Source organism: Flectobacillus roseus, assembly GCF_030056595.1.
In the GTDB taxonomy this organism is placed as follows: domain Bacteria; phylum Bacteroidota; class Bacteroidia; order Cytophagales; family Spirosomataceae; genus Flectobacillus; species Flectobacillus roseus.
Map to the genome: position 1 here is coordinate 111,950 of NZ_JASHIF010000020.1, position 20,245 is coordinate 132,194.

Genomic DNA, 20,245 nt, shown 5'->3' on the forward strand with positions numbered 1-20,245 from the left:
TCCAAGCTTAGCGCCTATTGCTTATCGCCTAGAGTAACTTCTTAAGATTGCTTTTGGCCTAAATATAACGAACCAAAACGATTTATATTGACTTCTGGGTCAAGTTCTTTTTTATTGACCAAAAAGTCAACAAATTGTTCGGCAAAATATGGCGCTAATGAAACACCTTTTGAACCTAATCCGTTAAATACCCCCAAATTGGTATGTACTGGATGTAAACCCACAATGGGACGACGGTCTTTGGTAGCAGGACGTACCCCTGCGAGTTGCTCCTCCACTTCAATGTCTGCCAACATGAGCTTATTGTATTTTTCCAATAGGTCGGCTCTTCCTTTTTCGGTTGGTATCCAATCCAAGTCGTGCCAACTGTAAGTAGCGCCAACCCTTGCTCGTCCGTTGGGAAGTGGTATCACAAAGACACCTTGGTTAACCATTTCTTTCAAGGAAATGTCTTCTTTAAACTTTACTCGAAGCACTTCTCCTTTTACGGGGTTGAACGGCAACCACGAAAAATAAGGGTTATTACGTCCGTAAAAACCTTCACAAAAAATCAATTTGTTGAAGGTCAGCGTCAATTCGCTATTTACTTGGTAAGTATTGTTTTCAAGATGAAGACCCTGATTATCGAATAAGTGTTGCAGCAAACATTGTTTTTTTTCAAAATATTCTCGAAAAGCATCCAACATCAGAGGCAGTTCTACCCAACCCGAATGATCTGTCATTACTCCTCCGAGTTCGCTTTTTACAACACTTTTGAGAGATTCCTCGGGTGTATGATATTTTCCAAAATCGCCATAGTTGGCTACAGCGGATTCCTGCAAAAGAAAATCCTTTACCTCTTGATTGGGAAACGGGCGAAACATCGGCATCGGATGAAAGAAGTTTTTCCCTAGCTCTTTTTCCAGTTCAGTATAATATGTTTTGAGAAAAGGAAAAATCGTATCCGCCAACCATGTTTTTACGAGTTTACGTCCCGTAACAGGATTATAAATACCAGCGGCAACTCGAGAAGATGAAGGTTGTTCGTAATTGTCCAATACCATGATTGAATATCCACGCTTTGCCAAGCTATACCCTAATAAAGACCCCGCAAGTCCTTGTCCTACCAATAAATAATCGTAATGTTTTGTTGTCATTTCTAAAGTATTTGACCTAGAAAAAGTTTTTTACAATATAGATAGTCGCCTTCTTTCAAAAACTAAAAACCATTGATGCTGATAACTTCTTAATTATTCAGCATCAATGGTTTTATTATTTAAAATACTAACTATCAATCGTATTGTTTGGTTTTAAAAGATTACATTGTTCAATATTTTACTATTAATCTAACAATGCCACTTTTGCATCGTGCAACTGAATCACAAAATCAACCTGTTCTTCTAAAGTCATAAAGGAGGTATCCATCAAAATAGCATCCTCCGCTTGTACCAATGGTCCCTCTTCACGAGTAGAATCGATAATATCTCTTTTCTTGAGGTTCTCCAAAATCTCCTCGAGGTCAATCATCTCTCCTTTTTGCAAAAGCTCCAACTGACGTCTTTCGGCACGAATCACAGGATCGGCAGTCATAAATACTTTTACTTCGGCATCAGGAAATACTTTTGTTCCAATATCACGACCGTCCATTACTACACCACGACTTTTTCCCATTTTTTGTTGTTGGGCAACCATAGCTTTTCGTACGATTGTGATAGCGCTTACTTCGCTTACCATTTGCGAAATATACATCTTACGAATTTCACCTTCCACATTCAACCCATTGAGGTACACATCGCTTGCGCCACGGTGCTCGTTGAACTGAAATGAAATATGAATCTCGCTCAGTGCCTTTTCAATTTCCTTGGGATTTGTAAGGCTAATATGATGCTCATGAAAATACAAACTAACGGCACGATACATCGCACCTGTGTCAATAAAAGCGTATCCTAATTGAGCTGCCACGCGCTTTGCGGTGGTGCTTTTTCCACAACTTGAATAGCCGTCGAGAGCAATAATGATTTTCTTCATTGAATAGATATTTTGTACAAAGATAAGTAACTTGAACCAGAGTTGAGAGAATCACAAAAGTTGATTAAACTCATTTACTCTGTAAACATCTGAATATCAAAACCATACTCTTATGCAGATTCAAGCAAACCTCATCAACATACTTGATAAAAATATTTCATACTGTCAAATTACGATTGAAGGTGGTTATATCAAAGAAATCATTGAATTAGCTTCGACTCCCCAACCCAATACACCTTATATTCTCCCAGGTTTTGTGGATGCACACGTGCATATCGAAAGCTCAATGCTTACACCAGTACAGTTTGCCAGACTGGCGGTGGTACACGGTACTGTTTCGACAATCTCGGACCCACACGAAATTGGTAATGTCTTAGGAGTAAAAGGCGTGGAATACATGATTGAAAATGCCCGCCAAGTACCTTTTAAGTTTTGTTTTGGGGCACCCTCATGCGTTCCAGCTACCACTTTTGAAACTGCAGGAGCAACTATAACGCCCGAAGATATTGCCTATTTATTTGATAACTATCCAGAAGTTGGCTATTTAGCTGAAGTCATGAATTTTCCTGGGGTATTAAACGGAGACCTCGATATGTTGTCTAAAATTAGCTTGGCACAACAATACAACAAACCCGTAGATGGTCACGCCCCTGGCTTGAGAGGAGAAGCAGCCAAACGCTATATAGAAGCTGGTTGTCAAACAGACCATGAATGTTTTACAGCCGAAGAAGCGCTCGACAAGCTCAAATACGGCATGAAAATCCTAATTCGTGAAGGGTCTGCTGCCAAAAATTTTGATGCCTTAATTGGACTATTACCCGAACACTACAACAATATGATGTTTTGTTCTGATGATAAACATCCCGACAATTTAGTGGAAGGGCATATCAACGAGCTAGTAAAGCGAGCATTAGCATTATATCCAGATTTATTGTTTGAGATTTTGCAAGTAGCTTGTGTCAATCCTGTGTTGCATTACCAATTGCCAGTAGGTCTGTTGCGAGCAAACGACCCAGCCGATTTTGTGTTGATAGACAACCCTATTGCTTTTAACATTTTGGCGACCTATTTGAATGGTGAAAAAATTGCAGAGCATGGAGAGTCATTTATTCAAAATCTTAGTAGTGAAATACAAAACCAATTTAGTTGTTCGTTAAAGACTTCTGAAGATTTTGTAGTAAATGCGCAAAATCCTGATAATGCTATGATTAAAGTCATAGAAGTACTAGATGGACAATTGATAACTTTGAAGTCTGAGCACCAAGCGAAGGTCGTAAATGGTGCGATTGTTTCGGATGTTGAGCGAGATATTTTGAAAATTGCGGTAGTAAATCGCTATAAAGATGCCTCTCCAGCGATTGGTTTTATAAAAAATTTCGGATTAAAATCAGGCGCTATTGCCTCGTCTGTGGCACACGATTCGCATAATATTGTGGTAGTTGGCGTCGACGAACAAGCCATATCTGATGCCGTAAACCTAATTATTGAGGTACAAGGTGGAGTATCAGCAGTGTCGGGTGACGGACAAAATAAAATACTTCCATTACCGATTGCCGGACTTATGTCAGGAGAAAATGGCTATGATATAGCAAATAATTATTCGGAAATTGATAAATTTGCAAAACAATTAGGAACCAACCTGAAATCACCCTTTATGAGTCTTTCATTTATGGCACTCCTAGTTATTCCAAATTTGAAGCTTTCAAACCTTGGCCTTTTTGATGGCGAGCGCTTTGAGTTGACATCTTTGGAGATATAACTTCATCGAAACAAAACTAAAAAACCATAGCATTTTCGAATAACCTACATTATTTGAAAATGCTAGATTAACTAAATAGTCTATTATTTTGAAAAATTTTACACTAGAATCAACCAAACTAAAATCAGACGGTACGTCTCTTGGGGCTAAAGAATCTTATGGAATAGGGTTCGACTTCAACCCTCATGTAATTTCATACAACAAATTTCCTAACGCTTTTCAGGATTTAACGCATCATTAGCGTCGTTTCTAGCAAATTTTTGCTAGCACTAAACTATTTGCATATTCCTCTTATCTGCAAGTTGAGCTTAAGCTCAAGCTTTACCACTCTTATATAAATTATTAATAAAACGAATAATATTCGCCATGTACGATTTTGTACTATGGTGATGATTATATGCATGAACCACTATTCATACGCCTTTTAGGTGCGTGTTTATGAAAATTTTACCAACAATTTAACCAATAATTATTATGAGAAAACTCTTACTGCTAACAGCTTTGCTATTATTGGCACAGCTAGGTAGCACATTTGCTCAAGACAGGCAAATTACAGGAAAGGTAACCTCGTCGGAAGATGGTTCTCCTATTCCAGGTGTAAGTATTTCAGTAAAAGGTACTTCAAAAGGTACCACTTCGGTAGCTGACGGTTCTTACCGTATTTCTGTAGGAAACGGAACAACGCTTATTTTCTCTTCTGTTGGCTTTACTTCGCAAACAGTAGCGGTTGGTTCTCAATCTATGATTGATGTGAAGTTAGTTCCAAGTACTTCTACCCTCTCAGAGGTTGTAGTAACTGCCCTTGGTGTATCTCGTGACAAAAAATCTTTGGGTTATGCAACTCAAGAAGTTAAAGGCGACCAAGTAAGTACTGCCAAGGAAAGTAACTTCATCAACTCATTGTCTGGTAAAGTATCAGGGGTTGAAATCAAACGTAACAACAACATGGGTGCATCGACAAACATCGTTGTTCGTGGTTTCAAATCTTTGACTGGTAACAACCAAGCATTATTCGTAGTGGATGGTGTACCTATCGATAACTCAAACACTACTAGCTCTTCGACAGCTCAAGGTGGTGGTGGTTATGACTACGGTAACGCTGCTTCGGATATCAACCCAGACGACATTGAGTCAATCAACGTATTGAAAGGTGCTGCGGCAACTGCGCTTTATGGTTCAAGAGCTGCCAATGGTGTTGTAATGGTTACGACTAAAAAAGGTAGAAAAAACCAAGGCTTAGGTGTAAACGTTAGCATGGGATATTCTGTAGGTTCTATCGACAAATCTACCTTCCCTAAATACCAATCTAGCTACGGTGGTGGTTATGGTAACTACTACGAAGACCCTTCTCACAAGTTTTTGTACAGAGATATCAATGGTGATGGCAAAGATGATTTAGTTGTTCCAATGTCAGAAGATGCTTCTTGGGGTGCTAAATTTGACCCTAACAAACAAGTGTATGACTGGCGTTCATTCGACCCATCTTCACCACTGTATGGTAAAACTAGCGCATGGCAAGCAGCAGCAAACTCTCCTGCTAAATTCTTCAACGACGCAAAAACATTCAACGGAACTATCTCTTTGGATGGTGGTAGCGAAAACGGTTCTTACCGTGTATCATATACTCGTTTTGACCAAACTGGTATTCTTCCAAACTCTAGCATTCAGAAAAATAACTTCTCGTTTGCTGGTAGCCACGATTTTAGCAAAAAGTTCACTGTTACAACCAACATCAACTTTGCTCGTCAAGATGCTAAAGGTCGTTATAGCAACGGTTATTCAGACAACATTATGTCTAGTTTCCGTCAGTGGTACCAAACAAACGTTGATATCTTAGATTTGAAATCAGCATTTGAAAGAACTGGCCAAAACATCACTTGGAACTGGACAGACCCAAGCGAAATCAAGCCTATTTTCTGGGATAACCCTTACTGGCAACGCGCTAACAACTACGAAACTGACTGGAGAAACCGTGTTTTCGGTAATGTGACTGCTACTTACAAAATCACAAATGATTTTGATGTATTGGGTCGTATCTCAATGGATACTTATACAGAGCAACAAGAGGAACGCGTAGCAGTTGGTTCTATCAACAACAATGGTACTGCTAAATACTCTCGTTATGATCGTACTTTCAGAGAAATGAACTATGACTTCTTTGCCAACTATCACAAAGATTTGTCTGAGAATTTCAACTTGAAAGGTATGGTTGGTGGAAACATCCGTAAAACAGAAGTTAGCTCTATGTATGCTACTACAGTAGGTGGCTTGGTTGTACCAGGTATTTACTCTTTGGCAAACTCAGCTTCTGCTGCAAGTGCTCCTTCAGAAAACGTAAGTGCTATCTACCAAGAAGGTATTTTTGCTAATGCGTCTTTGGGTTATAACAACGAATTGTTCTTAGACCTTACTGCTCGTCGTGATGTTTCTTCTTCTTTACCAGTATCAAACAATACTTATTTCTATCCATCTGCTTCTTTGAGCTATATTTTCTCTAACAAATTAGGAGAAAGCTGGCCTGCATTAAGCTTTGGTAAAGTTCGTGTAAACTACGCTGAAGTGGGTAACACTGCACCTGCTTTGAGTTTGTTGAATACTTATGTAAAACCAACTAACTTAAACGGTGATACTAGAGATGCATTTGGTGGACAAACATTATTCGCGACAGGTTCGATTTTGAACAATCCGAACTTGAAGCCAGAACGTACAAAAAGTGCTGAGATTGGTTTAGAAATGAAGTTCTTGAAAAACAGAGTAGGATTTGACATCACTGCGTATCGTACGTTATCAGTTGACCAAATCATGCCTGTATCTATCTCAAAAGCTACAGGTTATGACAAAAAATATGTAAACGCTGGTACCATCGAAAACAAAGGTATTGAATTGTCTGCATTTGCTATCCCAGTTCAAACTGGCGACTTCTCATGGAAATTGAATGCTAACTTTACCATGAACCGCAACAAAGTGGTTGAATTGTATGATGGCGTAAGCAACTTGCAATTAGGTTCTTTCCAAGGTGGTGTTACGTTGAACGCTACTGTAGGTGAGCCTTACGGTGTATTGAAAGGAACTAACTTTGTTTACCTAAATGGTCAAAAAGTAGTTGCTACTACTGGTTATTATTCACAATCTGATGCAACTAGTGTAATCGGTAACATTACTCCAGATTGGAAAATGGGTATTACTAACTCATTCAACTACAAAGCCCTTTCATTTAGCTTCTTAATTGATATCCAAAAAGGTGGTAGCGTATTCTCTCTTGACCAATACTACGGTAGAGCTACAGGTTTATATGCAGAAACTGTATTCTTAAACGACAACGGTGTTTCTATCCGTGAAAAAATCGATAATGGCGGTGGTTACATCGTTCCAGGTGTATTAGCTGACGGAACTGCCAACACTAAACGTGTAAGTGCTGAAAACTACGGATTATTAGGATATGTAAGAAACCCTGCTGCTGCTTTCGTTTATGATGCTAGCTACGTTAAATTGAGAGAGGTAACTGTTTCTTATAAATTACCTGCAAATCTATTCGGCGGAAGCAACTTCATCAAAGGTGCTACATTATCTGCAGTAGGTCGTAACCTTTGGATTATCCACAAAAACTTACCTTATGCTGACCCAGAAGATGGTTTGACATCGGGTAACCTTTCAGGTTTCCAATCAGGTGTTTATCCTTCAGTTAGAGAAATCGGAGCAAGCCTTAAATTCTCGTTCTAATCGAAACCTTTATTACACACTAATTGAAGGTTTTTGTCAAACGAAAAAAGATATTATTCCAATGAAAAAAATTGTAACATTCCTATCTATAGCACTGTTGTCGATGTCTTGCGAGAGTAATCTTGAAGATTTGAATACCGACAAAAAACACCCTAGCTCGGGTTCTGTGCCATCTTCTACTGTGTTTGCCGCAGCAGAAACAAACCTTATTGACCAAATGGTAAACACAAACGTGAACCGTAACGTGTTCCGTTTGCTTGCTCAACAATGGACTCAAACTACTTATACTGACGAAAGTAACTACGATATTACAACTCGTAAAGTTGCTGATGCTGTATGGTTGCGTTTCTATTTCAATATCTTGAACAACTTGAAAGATGCTAAAGCTTTAGTTAATGCTGAAAAACCTATCGGTACTCAGCAGGCTATTGAAAAAACAAACAAGTTGGCGCTTATCGAGTTGTTGAACATCTACTCTTACCAAAAATTAGTAGATACATTTGGTAATATCCCATACTCTGAGTCTTTAGACCCACAAAATGTAAACCCTAAATATGACGACGCCAAAACAATCTACGCTGACTTAGCGAAGCGTTTGGATGCCGTTATCGCAGGTGTTAATACTTCGGCTGGTTCTTTTGGTTCGGCTGACTTGGTATATGGTGGTGACATGGCAAAATGGTTGAAGTTTGCTTATGGCTTAAAATTGAAAATGGGTTTGATGTTAGCTGACGTTGATGCTGCTACCTCAAAAACAATGGTTGAAGCTGCTGCGAAAGGAGTATTCTCTTCAAACAGTGACAACACTGCCTTAACTTACTACAGCAATGTACCAAATACAAACCCTATCTGGGTTGACTTGATTCAAAGTGGACGTAAGGACTATGTTCCTGCAAACACAGTGGTTGACTTAATGAATAACCTTTCAGACCCACGTCGTTCGGTATTCTTCGGTCAATTGAATGGTAAATATGTAGGTGGTCCATATGCAGCAGGTGGTAACTATACTAACTTCTCGGCCATTGGTGATGTATTCCAAAAGCCAGACTTAGAAGGTTTGATTATGGACTATGCTGAAATCTCTTTCGACCTTGCTGAAGCGGCTGCTCGTGGATACAACGTTGGTGGAACTGCAGAACAATTCTACAACCAAGGTATCAAAGCTTCGATGAGCTACTGGGGTGTGAGTGATGCAGATATTACAGCATATCTTGCCAAAAGTTCGGTGGCTTATGCTACTGCAACTGGTACTTACAAGCAAAAAATTGCTACTCAAAAGTACATCGCTTTGTATAACCGCGGTTTTGAATCTTGGACTGAGTGGAGACGTTTGGATTTCCCAATCTTTAACGTTCCTGCCAACAAAACTTATGCTGATATTCCAACTCGTTTTACTTACCCTGTAGGAGAACAAACTCTTAATGAGTTAAACTGGAAAGCTGCTTCTGCTGCAATCGGTGCGGATAAAGTAAACACCAAACTTTTCTGGGATAAATTCTAATCTCATATAAGTATAGTAACAGAAAAAGCTGGCTCTTTCGAGCCAGCTTTTTTGTTTGGGAATTATTGGGCTATTGGCTTTCAGCTATGAGCTATCGGCAATAAATTTCTCACGAATTCATTGATGCTATTCTGCCTAATGCTCTGTCGAATAACAAATATACTTGTAATATATAGCTTAAGTAATAGTTCAAGTTATATGCCTAGGCACTCGGCAAAGAGTTCTAAAATGTTTTGAATAAACAAAGACATGCTTTTTCCCTAAGCCCACCGCCAAAAGCCGATACCTGAAAGCCTTAAGCACAAAAGTTAAATTCTATTTTGCGCACTAGCTTACCTCAACAAGAACTTCTTGATAAACCTTACACATTCTTCTGGCTCTTCATACATACCCATGTGTCCAACAGTATCAAGTACCAATGAGCTAGTATTACTAGCCAAAGCCAATTGCTCAAGTGCATCTGCCACAGGAATACTTTTATCTTTTTTGCCAATAATCATCATCACAGGATACTTGGCATTGGTTAATACCGCTCTGCGGTCTGGGCGAATACGCATTGCATCCATAGCCATCATCAAGGCTTCCACTGGTAATTGAGACGAATAGTCGATATGCTTTTGTACTACCTCTGGGTTCTGAGCATTAAACTCTTCGCTATAGAGATTTGGGGTGAAGTTTTTGATAAAAACTTCCGTCCCATGCGTTTTCAAGAAATCAACATTTTTCAAACGTAATGCTTTTCGTTCTTCCGAATCGCCATAAGCTGTGGAGTGAAATAAGCCAAGTCCAGTAATCATGTCAGGATACTTCTCAGCAAACGCCAAAGCGATATACCCTCCCATCGAGTGCCCAATCACAGTGCATTGACTTACCCCTGCTTCTTGTAACTGTTTTGCTACAAAATCGGCATAATCATCCATTGTTTTCAGGGTAGTCTCCTTGGCATAATCAGGTGTAAATACCAGTAAGCTCTTTTGTAAGTAAGGGACTATTCCCAACCATACGGTCGAGTCCTCACCAAACCCATGTAATAATACTACTACTTTTTTCTGTATCATATCCGTAATGTTTTGAGAATAATTGAATGGCGATTAGCTATTGTGGATTGGCGATTTCTGATTTCAGAAATATGGAAAATACCTTCACTCTTCATAAAGTAGCATTTGAAATGCTATAAAGAGACTATGAATTTGAAAAAAACTCAATCCTATTTTTTTTCCCAAAAGCCCAAAGCTAATATTACTATATAACAAAAAATCCCCAAACAATGTGTTCGGGGATTCGTAATTTATTTTATGCAACCTTCTTCATTCTATGCAAAGCCGCTTTTTCAAACTTCGAGCGCGCATATTCTAGTGTTACATTAAATTCTTTAATTTCATCTTGCGAAGGTAGCTCAAACATCGCATCGGTGATAATTGCTTCACAAATCGAGCGCAAACCACGAGCCCCTAATTTGAACTCCATCGCTTGTTCGACAATATACAACAAAGCGTCGTCATCAAAATGAATATCGATATCTTCCATTTTGAAAAGCTTTTCGTATTGCTTTGTAATTGCATTTTTAGGCTCTTTCAAAATCGAAAGTAATGTTTCTGCATCCAATGGATTCAAAGAAGTAAGCACTGGCAAACGTCCTAGCAATTCAGGAATTAGACCAAATGATTTCAAATCTTGAGAAGAAACATAACGTAACAAATTCTGTTCGTCAAATTCATCCACAAAATTAGCACCTTTCTTGAAGCCTACTGGCTGAGTATTCAAGCGATTAGCAATATGGCGTTGGATACCGTCAAATGCACCACCACAGATAAACAAGATATTCTCGGTATTTACCGCAATCATTTTTTGCTCTGGGTGCTTACGACCTCCTTGTGGCGGGCAGTTTACAACAGCACCTTCCAACAATTTCAATAAGGCTTGCTGTACTCCTTCACCCGATACATCACGTGTAATTGATGGGTTGTCAGACTTACGTGCAATTTTATCTATTTCGTCAATGAAGACAATACCCATTTCGGCTTTGGCAACATCATAATCTGCTGCTTGCAACAAACGAGTTAGGATACTTTCTACGTCTTCACCTACATAACCTGCTTCGGTAATCACAGTAGCATCGGCAATGCAGAAAGGTACTTGAAGCATTTTGGCAATCGTACGAGCCAAATACGTTTTCCCTGTTCCTGTTTCACCTACCATGATGATATTAGATTTTTCAATCTGTACATCATCATCCGTTTTAGGTTGCATCAATCTTTTGTAGTGGTTATAAACAGCTACGCAAAGGTGTTTTTTTGCATCATCTTGTCCAATTACATATTGGTCAAGATACTTTTTCATCTCAATCGGCTTTACCAATTCGAAGCGAGCTCCACCTTTCTTTTTGTCACCCTTAAAGCTACGTGACGAAGGATTAGCTTCTTGCTGCACTACCTGATAAGCCTGAGTGACACATTCACTACATACATGACCCTCCATACCTTGTAATAGCAATGGCACATCTTTTTGGCCACGACCACATAGCGTACAATGAGGCTGTTGTTGTTGTTTCATTCTATGTAAAAAATAAGAGAGTTGTGTGATTGTTACTATATCTCAACTCTTGTAAAATACAATTTGAAAAAGAAGGGTTCCCGCAATGGCAGTTGTTTCAACGTACTTCAGGCAACTGTTTGGTTCAACCATTCACAAAAGTACTGAATTTATACTAAAAATGCTTACCCCTATCTTAAAGGAGTAAGCATTTATATGGTGATTTAAAGGAATAACAAAATTTCTATAAATCACTTAGTACTTTAAGTTTTCGAAGATTAACGAGTTAAAATCTCATCAATCAAACCATATTCTTTCGCTTCTTCCGAACGCATCCAGTAGTCACGATCAGAATCACGTTCGATTTCTTCGAATGATTTTCCTGAGTGATGTGCCAAAATTTCGTACAACTCCTTACGGATTTTCACGATTTCGCGAGCAGTGATTTCAATATCACGAGACTGACCTTGAGCTCCACCCGATGGTTGGTGAATCATGATACGAGCGTGAGGAAGAGCCGAGCGCTTACCTGCTGCACCACCAGCCAACAATACAGCACCCATAGAAGCCGCCAATGATGTACAAATTGTAGCTACTTCTGGGCGGATATACTGCATAGTATCATAAATACCCAAACCAGCATATACCGAACCACCTGGGCTGTTGATATACATCATAATGTCTTTACGAGCGTCTGTCGACTCCATAAACAACATTTGAGCAACAATGATATTTGCCATATAATCATCTACAGGTACGCCCATAAAAATGATACGGTCCATAATCAAACGTGAGAATACGTCGATTTGAGCAAAACGCATTGGGCGCTCTTCAATGATATATTGAGTCATGTCTTCAATAAATGGACGGCTCTGCCCACCTATCTGATTCATGTACTGATCTACTGCTAAGCCATTCAAACCTCTGTGATGAACAGCATATTTTCTGAATTCTTCTGAACTTAAATCTTTGTGAAACATAATTTTATAACCGTTATTTTAAACTGTAAACTTCAAAATCTGTAAAATGGTTCGAGGCAAATAGTCGTTGAACTTTCAAGTCATCTTACAGTGTTTTGCAACTAAGAGGTAGTTCTTTTAAACAAAGATGCAAAATCTATGAAAAAATCCTAATCAGATTTTCAGATAAATTCTCGGAAAATACGATTTCGCATGCTATTTTTTTTTGTATCTCAAAAAGTATTTAAAATACCTTCTTGTAAATCAAAGGATTATATAAATTGAGCTATTAGATTAATTAGTCGAAGGTAAAGTGGATATTTTTTCATAAAATTTTACTCGACTAACCAAATTTATTTCTTAGTCCATCGTAACCAACTCAACCTAATAAGGTATATGAAACAACAAGATTCTATTCCTGATAAAATCCGAAAAGCTCGTGTACTCAAAGGGCTTTCACAAGAAAACGTAGCCGATATGCTGGGTATTTCGACCACTGCTTATGGCGACATCGAGCGTGGCAAAACTGAGCTTAGTATCAAGCGTGCTCAAGATTTATCCAAAGTGTTGGACCTACCTGTACTTTGGGGAGAAAAAGAATTGGCCATATCGCCACAAATAGATAATTTGTTGGAAGAAAACAAACATCTCAAAGCCGAAAACCTCCGCTTAGAAATAGAACTCAAGTTTTGGAAAGAAAAATTTGAACAACAAATGTATTTAGAAGCCTATCGTATTCTTCAGCAAAAACAACGAGAGCCGATTGGTTTTTAATAGCCAAATTCAACTATGTGGCATTCAGCTTTCAGATCTCAGCAAAATATTACTCATAGATTTTTATGAGCTTTTGGACTAATTGCCTTCGGACTACAGCCTAAGGCATTATTACTGAATTGCAGATTAACAATCTAAAAAACTGATAATCAAAATCCTACATTCACAACTCCCAATTAGTACTGTACGAAGGATTATAAAAATTGTTTCGGATATCGGATGTTGGATTTCGGAAGTATAATCTTCTATATTTTGCAAAAAACAAAGGTATTTTACTGTATTTCCGAAATCAGAAATCCCAAATCTGCAATAGTTTGAAATCCTTCGTACAGCCCTAACTCCCAATTGTTTCTTATTCAAGAATACGAATAGAAAACTTTACGGGATCAACAGGTTTTTCGTTGAAAGCTCTTGCTTCCTTAATTTTATCGACCACATCCATTCCCTCTGTCACCTCTCCTACTACCGTATAAATGCCATCAAATTTGCGAGCTTCCTCCGCATTTGTGATAATAAAAAACTCACTTGCTGAAGTGTTGCCTTCGGGGTTCATACTTGGGTCGTATTGTGCCATGGCTACTGCTCCACGTTTGTGTCTAAACTTGGAGGTATCTACTTCGGTAGGCAAATCATAGTCGAGACGATACATCCATTCGGCACCTCCTTGAATAGCTGTTTCATAGACAACTCGATAAAAGAATAAATCGGTATAATACCCACCTTTTACCAGACGAACAAAGTTGGCTCGGTGTAATGGCGTGCCTTCGTATAGCTGTATCGTAAAGTTTCCTAAACGTGTAGTTACTTGTAGCTTAGTTTCAGGATTTTGTTTACCAAACTCTTCTAAAGTTGAGCGTACATCTTTGTCGAATAAGCGCATATCTTTTCGGCAAGCACTTACACTCATAAGAAGTCCCAACAAAATCCCATATTGATATAATTTTCTTTTCATTCTATTGCTATTTGATAAGGCTTAGTGATGCCACAAGAGTCATTATTTTAACCTTCAAGATACCAAATTTACCAATCTTTGTGTATGTCTTTCATAAAGATTTAATAAATTTATAGTAACCCATATCCCTAAACCTCTCTAAGCAATTTCTAATTTTTTCTTAACGATTTTTAAAACAAACGTGGATTTCTTGCATGCTATGAAGTATGTCGACATTCTTGAACACAAGCTTAAGGTATTATTTTTTCGTAGTAAACAATGATGTTAAATAATAAGAAAGGTATTTCACTTTATTTCCGAAATCAGAAATCCCCAATCCGCAATAGTTAGAATTCCTTCGTAGAGTTCTGATATACTGTTGGCGATTAACATCTAATTACCACTTCACTTCACCATTAACCATTTACATTTATGAATACTTATGAAATTGTTTTATTGCTTTCGGGCGGTGTCATTATATCTTATATATTCAACCTCATTGCCAAAAAATTTGCGATTCCATCGGTGCTATTATTGCTGGGAACAGGGATTTTGCTAGGACAAGTTTTTGGACAAAACTTACTACCAGCAACGTTTGTCAACAAAACGGTTGAGATTCTGGGCGTAGTAGGGTTGATTATGATTATTTTGGAGGCGAGTCTTGATTTGGAGTTGAGCCGAGACAAGTCTAAAATGATTGCACAGGCATTTTTTGCGGCCTTACTTATCTTACTGGCATCTTCTTTTTCTATTGCTTTGATTATCCAGCAAGCAACAGGCGAAACATTTCGTAACTGTCTGGTATATGCCACTCCCATGTCGATTATCAGTAGTGCCATTGTGATTCCGAGTGTTGAAAATTTGCTCCCACACAAAAGAGAATTTATCATTTATGAGGCCTCTTTTTCTGATATTTTTGGGATTCTATTTTTCAATTACCTTATCGCCGACGAAGGTATTTCGATCGAGTCAGGTATACTTTATGGTTTCAATATTGTTTGGTCTTTATTATTGTCGGTAGTAGTAGCACTCGGTCTGATTTATCTTTTATCAAGAATTACGTTGCATTTGAAGTATTTCCTATTGTTTGCGGTATTATTGGTACTATATGCGGCGGGTAAATTATTACACTTACCTTCTTTGTTAATTATCTTATTTTTCGGACTATTTATCAATAATAGAAAAGTCATTCGTCCCAAAATAATTGTAGAAGGTGTTCCTCAGCATATGTTTGATGAAGTAGAAAACAACCTTAAATCAATTACGGCAGAAACAGCTTTTTTGATAAGAACCTTCTTTTTTATACTTTTTGGGTATTCGATGAATGTCGGAATTTTTAGTCAAGAAGAAGTGTGGATAACAGGCTCGATGGTAGTCTTGGCCTTACTTGTCATTCGATTTATTTTTCTTCGATTTATTCAGTCACAAAAAAATACTATGCCAGAGTTATTATTGATGCCACGAGGTTTGATTACCATATTATTGTTTTATGGGATTCCTCAACAATTTAAGCTCAATACATTTAATAATGGTATTTTATTTTTTGTCATTCTGATTACCAGTGTGTTGATGATGCTGGGTATTATGACGGCTGAGAAAAAGGGAAGTTCGGGAAGTCTCAATGATGAAGCCATAGGCGAAATTGTATAATTTTGTTTGCATTAGGCTTTATGCCGTAGGCTAAAAGTGGTTCTTTTGAAAGAATAGCAACATTTTAGCTGCGTAATTATGCACAAAAGGCACAGAGTTGCAAAGGCACAGAGGCACAAAGTGCTATTAATAAAACCTTTAGCAAGGCTATTTTTCGCAATTCATTTCTGTTTGAGTATAAGTAATCGTGCAGAATATGATTTAAGTTTTTTATTTTAGGGACAAGGCACAAGGCATAGAGTGTTAAAATGCTTTTTATGCCCCCCCCAGCCGAATGCCCTTACCTGATAGCCCAAAGCACAATCTTAAATCTTATTTTGAGTACAAAATATTTTAGGCAAGGACAAATTGACATTCATAAATCAGCACTGAAACTTAACTTCTTTTACTTAATGTCAATCAAATTTTAAAACTATGAGAATTTTAGTAGTTGAAGACGAACCAAAAACCTTACACGCTATTCAGCAAGGTCTTGAAGAAAACCTCTATGAGGTAGATATAGCCTATGATGGGCTCATTGCCAGACAGTTGGCTATGCGTAACAATTATTCATTAATCATCACAGACATTATCATGCCTGGGCTCAATGGCTTTGTATTGTCGCGCGAGCTTCGTGAATCGGGCATCCAAACGCCTATTTTGATGCTGACCGCTTTGGGCGAAACGGAAGATAAAGTCAATGGGTTCGACTCTGGGGCAGACCAATACTTAGTAAAACCTTTTCAATTTGTAGAACTGTTAGCACGTGTCCGCTCACTCACAAAACGAGGCTCAAGTACTTTAATGACTCACCAAACCCTTAAATTTGAGGGGCTAGAAATGAACCTTGATACCAAGGTAGTGACTCGAGATGAGCAAGTAATTGAACTTACTGCAAGAGAATTCACTTTATTGGAATATATGATGCGCAATCAAGGCAGAGTATTATCAAAAGTACAATTGGCCGAAAATGTTTGGGACATTGGCTTTGATACAGGCACCAATTTTGTAGAGGTTTATATTAACTATTTACGTAAAAAAATCGATAAAAACTTCGATACAAAACTTATTCATACTGTATTTGGAATGGGTTATGTACTGAAAAAAGAATAATATGCAAATAAGGGTTAGTCTTACCATAAGATTTATTTTTATTGTTTCAACAATACTGCTAGCGGTATTGTTGTCGATATACCTTTATACGCAATATTACCTGAGCGAAAGTTTTTATCGCCGACTTTCAAACCGTACCGAAACTACCGCCGAGCTCTATTTTGTGGTAGACGATGTGGACTCTACCCTTTTGAGAACGATTACAGACCGTAACAAAAACGTTCTTCATAGCGAAAACATCACGATTTATAATCAAAACAAGAAAAAGGTATTTACCACCAACGACCGCAAAGGGTTACCTCTCACAGAAGACTTAATGACCAAAATTCAGTTGGAGAAAAAGTATCGTTTTCGAGACGGGAAATATCATGGTGTGGGGTTGTATTACACCCAAACACCAGAGCCTTATTTTATAGTAGCCAGTGCGGTTGATGATTATGGAAGGGCTTTTTTGGCACAAATGAGACTCATTATGGTCTTATTGTTTTTGATAGTGATACTTTGGGTTTCGGCGGCAGGCTGGTATTATGCAGGCAAAGCCATTGCCCCCATTGATGACATGGGACAAAAGCTCAACAGTATTGTGCCCAAAAACATGCACCTACGGCTTAACCAGCAAGATAATCAAGATGAAATAGATAGGTTAACACATACCATTAACCAGCTACTCGATCGTGTTGAAGATACCTTCAAGCTCCAAAGGATGTTTGTATCGAATGTATCTCATGAGCTTCGCAATCCTTTGACCAAAATGTCATCGCAATTAGAGGTAAGCCTCATCAAAACTCGTACTCCTCAAGAATATCAGAAAACCATGTATTCAGTTTTGGATGATATTCAAGAACTCATTGCTCTTACCCAAAATTTATTGAAACTTACCAAAGTCGATGGCGTTAAGCAAGATTTGTTGGTAGACAAAGTTCGAGTAGATGAACTCCTATGGGAAGTGCGTGGACTTTTGACCAAGAGTAATGCTTTATATCAAATCGAAATTCTTTTTGATGAACTTCCAGAAGATCCTGACGGATTATGTATGTTAGGAAATTCAGCCTTATTAAAAACGGCCATTGTCAACTTGGCAGAAAATGCCTGTAAGTTTTCGTTTGACAAAAAAGCGATTATACGCTTACGCTGCCTTCCAGATGAAATTCAAATTGCCATTGAAGACAAAGGCATTGGCATTCAAGAATCAGAATTATCTTATATTTTCCAACCATTTTATCGCAGCAGTCAAACCGCCGACATCAAAGGCTATGGCATTGGGCTTTCGCTAGTAGAACGCATCGCTCGTATGCATGGCGGAACTGTTGATGTCAAGTCATCTCCTAATATTGGCACCACATTTACACTCGTTTTACCAAGCAACATCACATTCTAAGCATTTTCTAATATCTGTCTAAGAAAGTTTTAACTTTATAGTGACAACTTTGTAGCGGAAAGAGAAATATATGTTGAAGTTTAACGAAGTTGTGGGGCAGGCAGATATGAGGCATTAGCTTACTGACTGGCTCTCGTCTGATATCTCAGTTGCCCCCTTACTTCTTTGTTAAGCTTTTTTTATGGACTTCCCTCAACAAACCATGCTATTGATTCTGTGTCGCCTATGCAATGACTCTACCTATTTGTCTTACTAGGAAATTCTCCTAAAATCAATTTACTTAATTTATTGACTTATGGAAGTAACTGTAAAGAGAACGAAAATTTCTCGCTTAAACTATATTAAGTTAATTCTAAAAAAGGTAAGTTTTTCGCCTCTATTATTTAAAAAAGAATTACAGAAAGGTTTACAAGAATGTACAACCGAACAATTAGTGATTTTGAAGAGATGGTGTTTAAAACACTTTGCATCACTCTATTCTCATATAATTTTACAAGTATTCAGGTCGGTCGAGGCACGATTACTTCCGAGCTAGTCATCTTTAAAGGCATGTTTTAGTTGCATGCCAAGTATAAATGAAAAAGCGTATCCACAAAGTTTTAGTTGAGCCTATCAAGGATGTGTCAAGCCCAATCGTTGAGATTGAGCAGACGGGTCAACTAAGTGGATTTTTGCTACTCAACGCTTTGTTTTTAACCCTTTTATTTGCCAATATACCTCTCAGTGGAACAGCCTATATCAAATTCTGGTCGTCGCCATTAATACCAGAGTTGGGGCATATATCTTCACTAGATATTATCAACAAAGGGTTGATGACGCTGTTTATGTTGGAAGTTGGTCTCGATTTGAAAAAAGAGTTTGTTTATGGTGAACTACAAACTTACAAACGGGCACACTTACCATTAATAGCTGCTATTGGAGGTTTGGTGGTGCCAGTTTTCATTTTTTGTTTTTTTAACCAAAAGCAAAATAATTATACAGGTTGGATTATTCCTACGACTACAGATATTGCATTTTCGTTAGGTATATTAAAGTTATTGGGAAATAAAGTACCCAATTTTATTAAAGTTTTTTTTGTTGCTCTTGTTATTATAGATGATTTATTAGCCATTTCATTATTAGTGGCCTTTTATTTACCAACCGTTGCAAGCCTAAAAATCGTTCTTATCCTACTAAGTGTTCTAGCATTAATTGGATTAAAATATTTTAAAACCACCCATATTTTTCCTAATCTTTTAATAGGAGCATTTATATGGTGGAATATGGTACAGGCAGGATTACCTCCCGCTTTGTCAGGAATCTTTACAGCCCTTTCTATCCCTATTCATCGAATAGAAGAACTAAAAAGGTGGCTTTACATGCCAGTAAACTATCTGATAGTTCCGCTATTCGTCTTGGCTAATGTAGCAGTTACTATCAACGTAGAAAGTCTGGAATTCCTTCAGGAATCTCATGTTACTGGAGTTTTGATTGGACTGCTACTAGGTAAACCCTTAGGAATTGTGATAGCGACATGGCTTGCTGTTAGATTGAACATAGCACAGCTTCCCAACCATATCAATTGGGTACATATTTTAGGAATGGGAATTTTGGCAGGTAGTGGAGTTACCATAGCGATTTTTATGACAGAGCATTCCTACCTCCAAACACAAATAAAAGATTTTATTAAAATTGGGGTTATTATAGCATCACTTACCTCAGGTATTTTGAGCACTTTGATTTTTCTTAAAACCAGTAGTATTGCGAACTTATTTCATTGGTCTTTACCAAGACTTTTTGCTAAAAATGTAAGAAGTTAAAAGGATTTTCTTGAAAACAGTGAGTACTATTTTCAGGCTTTATTTGATTATTTAATACCGTTTCGAGTTTGGCTTACTTCTAAACTAGGCATAAAACAAACTACTCTTAAATATTGCGATTGTTAGCACAGATAACCCCACCG

Annotated in this window: 14 protein-coding genes; 8 read left to right on the forward strand and 6 right to left on the reverse strand. The window is 37.9% G+C overall.

Annotated features, from left to right (window positions below):
- Positions 1-41 precede the first annotated feature (41 nt).
- Positions 42-1,136 (reverse strand): NAD(P)/FAD-dependent oxidoreductase, encoded by a 1,095-nt coding sequence (locus tag QM524_RS20120; RefSeq protein WP_283345928.1) that lies wholly within the window; start codon positions 1,134-1,136, stop codon positions 42-44.
- Positions 1,137-1,320: 184 nt separating this feature from the next.
- Positions 1,321-2,007, reverse strand: a complete 687-nt coding sequence (cmk, locus tag QM524_RS20125) for a (d)CMP kinase (protein WP_283345929.1) — start codon at positions 2,005-2,007, stop codon at positions 1,321-1,323.
- Positions 2,008-2,119: 112 nt separating this feature from the next.
- Here cmk and ade point away from each other — a divergent pair, with 112 nt between their 5' ends.
- The 3 genes from ade (at position 2,120) to QM524_RS20140 (ending at position 8,987) form a co-directional block, all read left to right on the forward strand.
- Positions 2,120-3,766 carry an adenine deaminase gene (gene ade / locus QM524_RS20130; RefSeq protein ID WP_283345930.1) on the forward strand — a complete coding sequence of 549 codons (1,647 nt, stop codon included), beginning with the start codon at positions 2,120-2,122 and terminating at the stop codon, positions 3,764-3,766.
- A gap of 474 nt (positions 3,767-4,240) precedes the next feature.
- Positions 4,241-7,486 carry a SusC/RagA family TonB-linked outer membrane protein gene (locus tag QM524_RS20135; protein WP_283345931.1) on the forward strand — a complete coding sequence of 1,082 codons (3,246 nt, stop codon included), beginning with the start codon at positions 4,241-4,243 and terminating at the stop codon, positions 7,484-7,486.
- A gap of 61 nt (positions 7,487-7,547) precedes the next feature.
- Positions 7,548-8,987: a SusD/RagB family nutrient-binding outer membrane lipoprotein gene (locus tag QM524_RS20140; protein WP_283345932.1), complete on the forward strand. Its 1,440-nt coding sequence runs from the start codon at positions 7,548-7,550 to the stop codon at positions 8,985-8,987.
- 332 nt (positions 8,988-9,319) lie between these two features.
- Here QM524_RS20140 and QM524_RS20145 read toward each other — a convergent pair whose 3' ends face one another.
- The 3 genes from QM524_RS20145 to QM524_RS20155 form a co-directional block, all read right to left on the reverse strand.
- Positions 9,320-10,045: an alpha/beta fold hydrolase gene (locus tag QM524_RS20145; protein ID WP_283345933.1), complete on the reverse strand. Its 726-nt coding sequence runs from the start codon at positions 10,043-10,045 to the stop codon at positions 9,320-9,322.
- A gap of 235 nt (positions 10,046-10,280) precedes the next feature.
- On the reverse strand, positions 10,281-11,540 hold the full coding sequence (clpX, locus tag QM524_RS20150) for an ATP-dependent Clp protease ATP-binding subunit ClpX (protein ID WP_283345934.1): 1,260 nt from the start codon (positions 11,538-11,540) through the stop codon (positions 10,281-10,283).
- 257 nt (positions 11,541-11,797) lie between these two features.
- Positions 11,798-12,499, reverse strand: a complete 702-nt coding sequence (locus tag QM524_RS20155; protein ID WP_166578986.1) for an ATP-dependent Clp protease proteolytic subunit — start codon at positions 12,497-12,499, stop codon at positions 11,798-11,800.
- A gap of 375 nt (positions 12,500-12,874) precedes the next feature.
- On the opposite strand from QM524_RS20155, the gene QM524_RS20160 reads away from it, so the two are divergent.
- Positions 12,875-13,252 carry a helix-turn-helix domain-containing protein gene (locus tag QM524_RS20160; protein WP_283345935.1) on the forward strand — a complete coding sequence of 126 codons (378 nt, stop codon included), beginning with the start codon at positions 12,875-12,877 and terminating at the stop codon, positions 13,250-13,252.
- Positions 13,253-13,604: 352 nt separating this feature from the next.
- On the opposite strand, the gene QM524_RS20165 is transcribed toward QM524_RS20160, so the two are convergent.
- Complete coding sequence (locus QM524_RS20165) at positions 13,605-14,204, reverse strand: peptidylprolyl isomerase (protein WP_283345936.1); 600 nt, start codon at positions 14,202-14,204, stop codon at positions 13,605-13,607.
- Positions 14,205-14,615: 411 nt separating this feature from the next.
- Between QM524_RS20165 and QM524_RS20170 the strand changes: the two genes are divergently transcribed.
- From QM524_RS20170 to QM524_RS20185, 4 genes are all read left to right on the forward strand, one after another.
- Positions 14,616-15,833 carry a cation:proton antiporter domain-containing protein gene (locus QM524_RS20170; protein WP_095161520.1) on the forward strand — a complete coding sequence of 406 codons (1,218 nt, stop codon included), beginning with the start codon at positions 14,616-14,618 and terminating at the stop codon, positions 15,831-15,833.
- Between the two features lie 414 nt (positions 15,834-16,247).
- Complete coding sequence (locus tag QM524_RS20175; RefSeq protein WP_283345937.1) at positions 16,248-16,925, forward strand: response regulator; 678 nt, start codon at positions 16,248-16,250, stop codon at positions 16,923-16,925.
- 1 nt (position 16,926) lies between these two features.
- Positions 16,927-18,303, forward strand: a complete 1,377-nt coding sequence (locus QM524_RS20180; protein WP_283345938.1) for a sensor histidine kinase — start codon at positions 16,927-16,929, stop codon at positions 18,301-18,303.
- Positions 18,304-18,878: 575 nt separating this feature from the next.
- Positions 18,879-20,102, forward strand: a complete 1,224-nt coding sequence (locus tag QM524_RS20185; protein ID WP_283345939.1) for a Na+/H+ antiporter NhaA — start codon at positions 18,879-18,881, stop codon at positions 20,100-20,102.
- Positions 20,103-20,245: the final 143 nt, after the last annotated feature.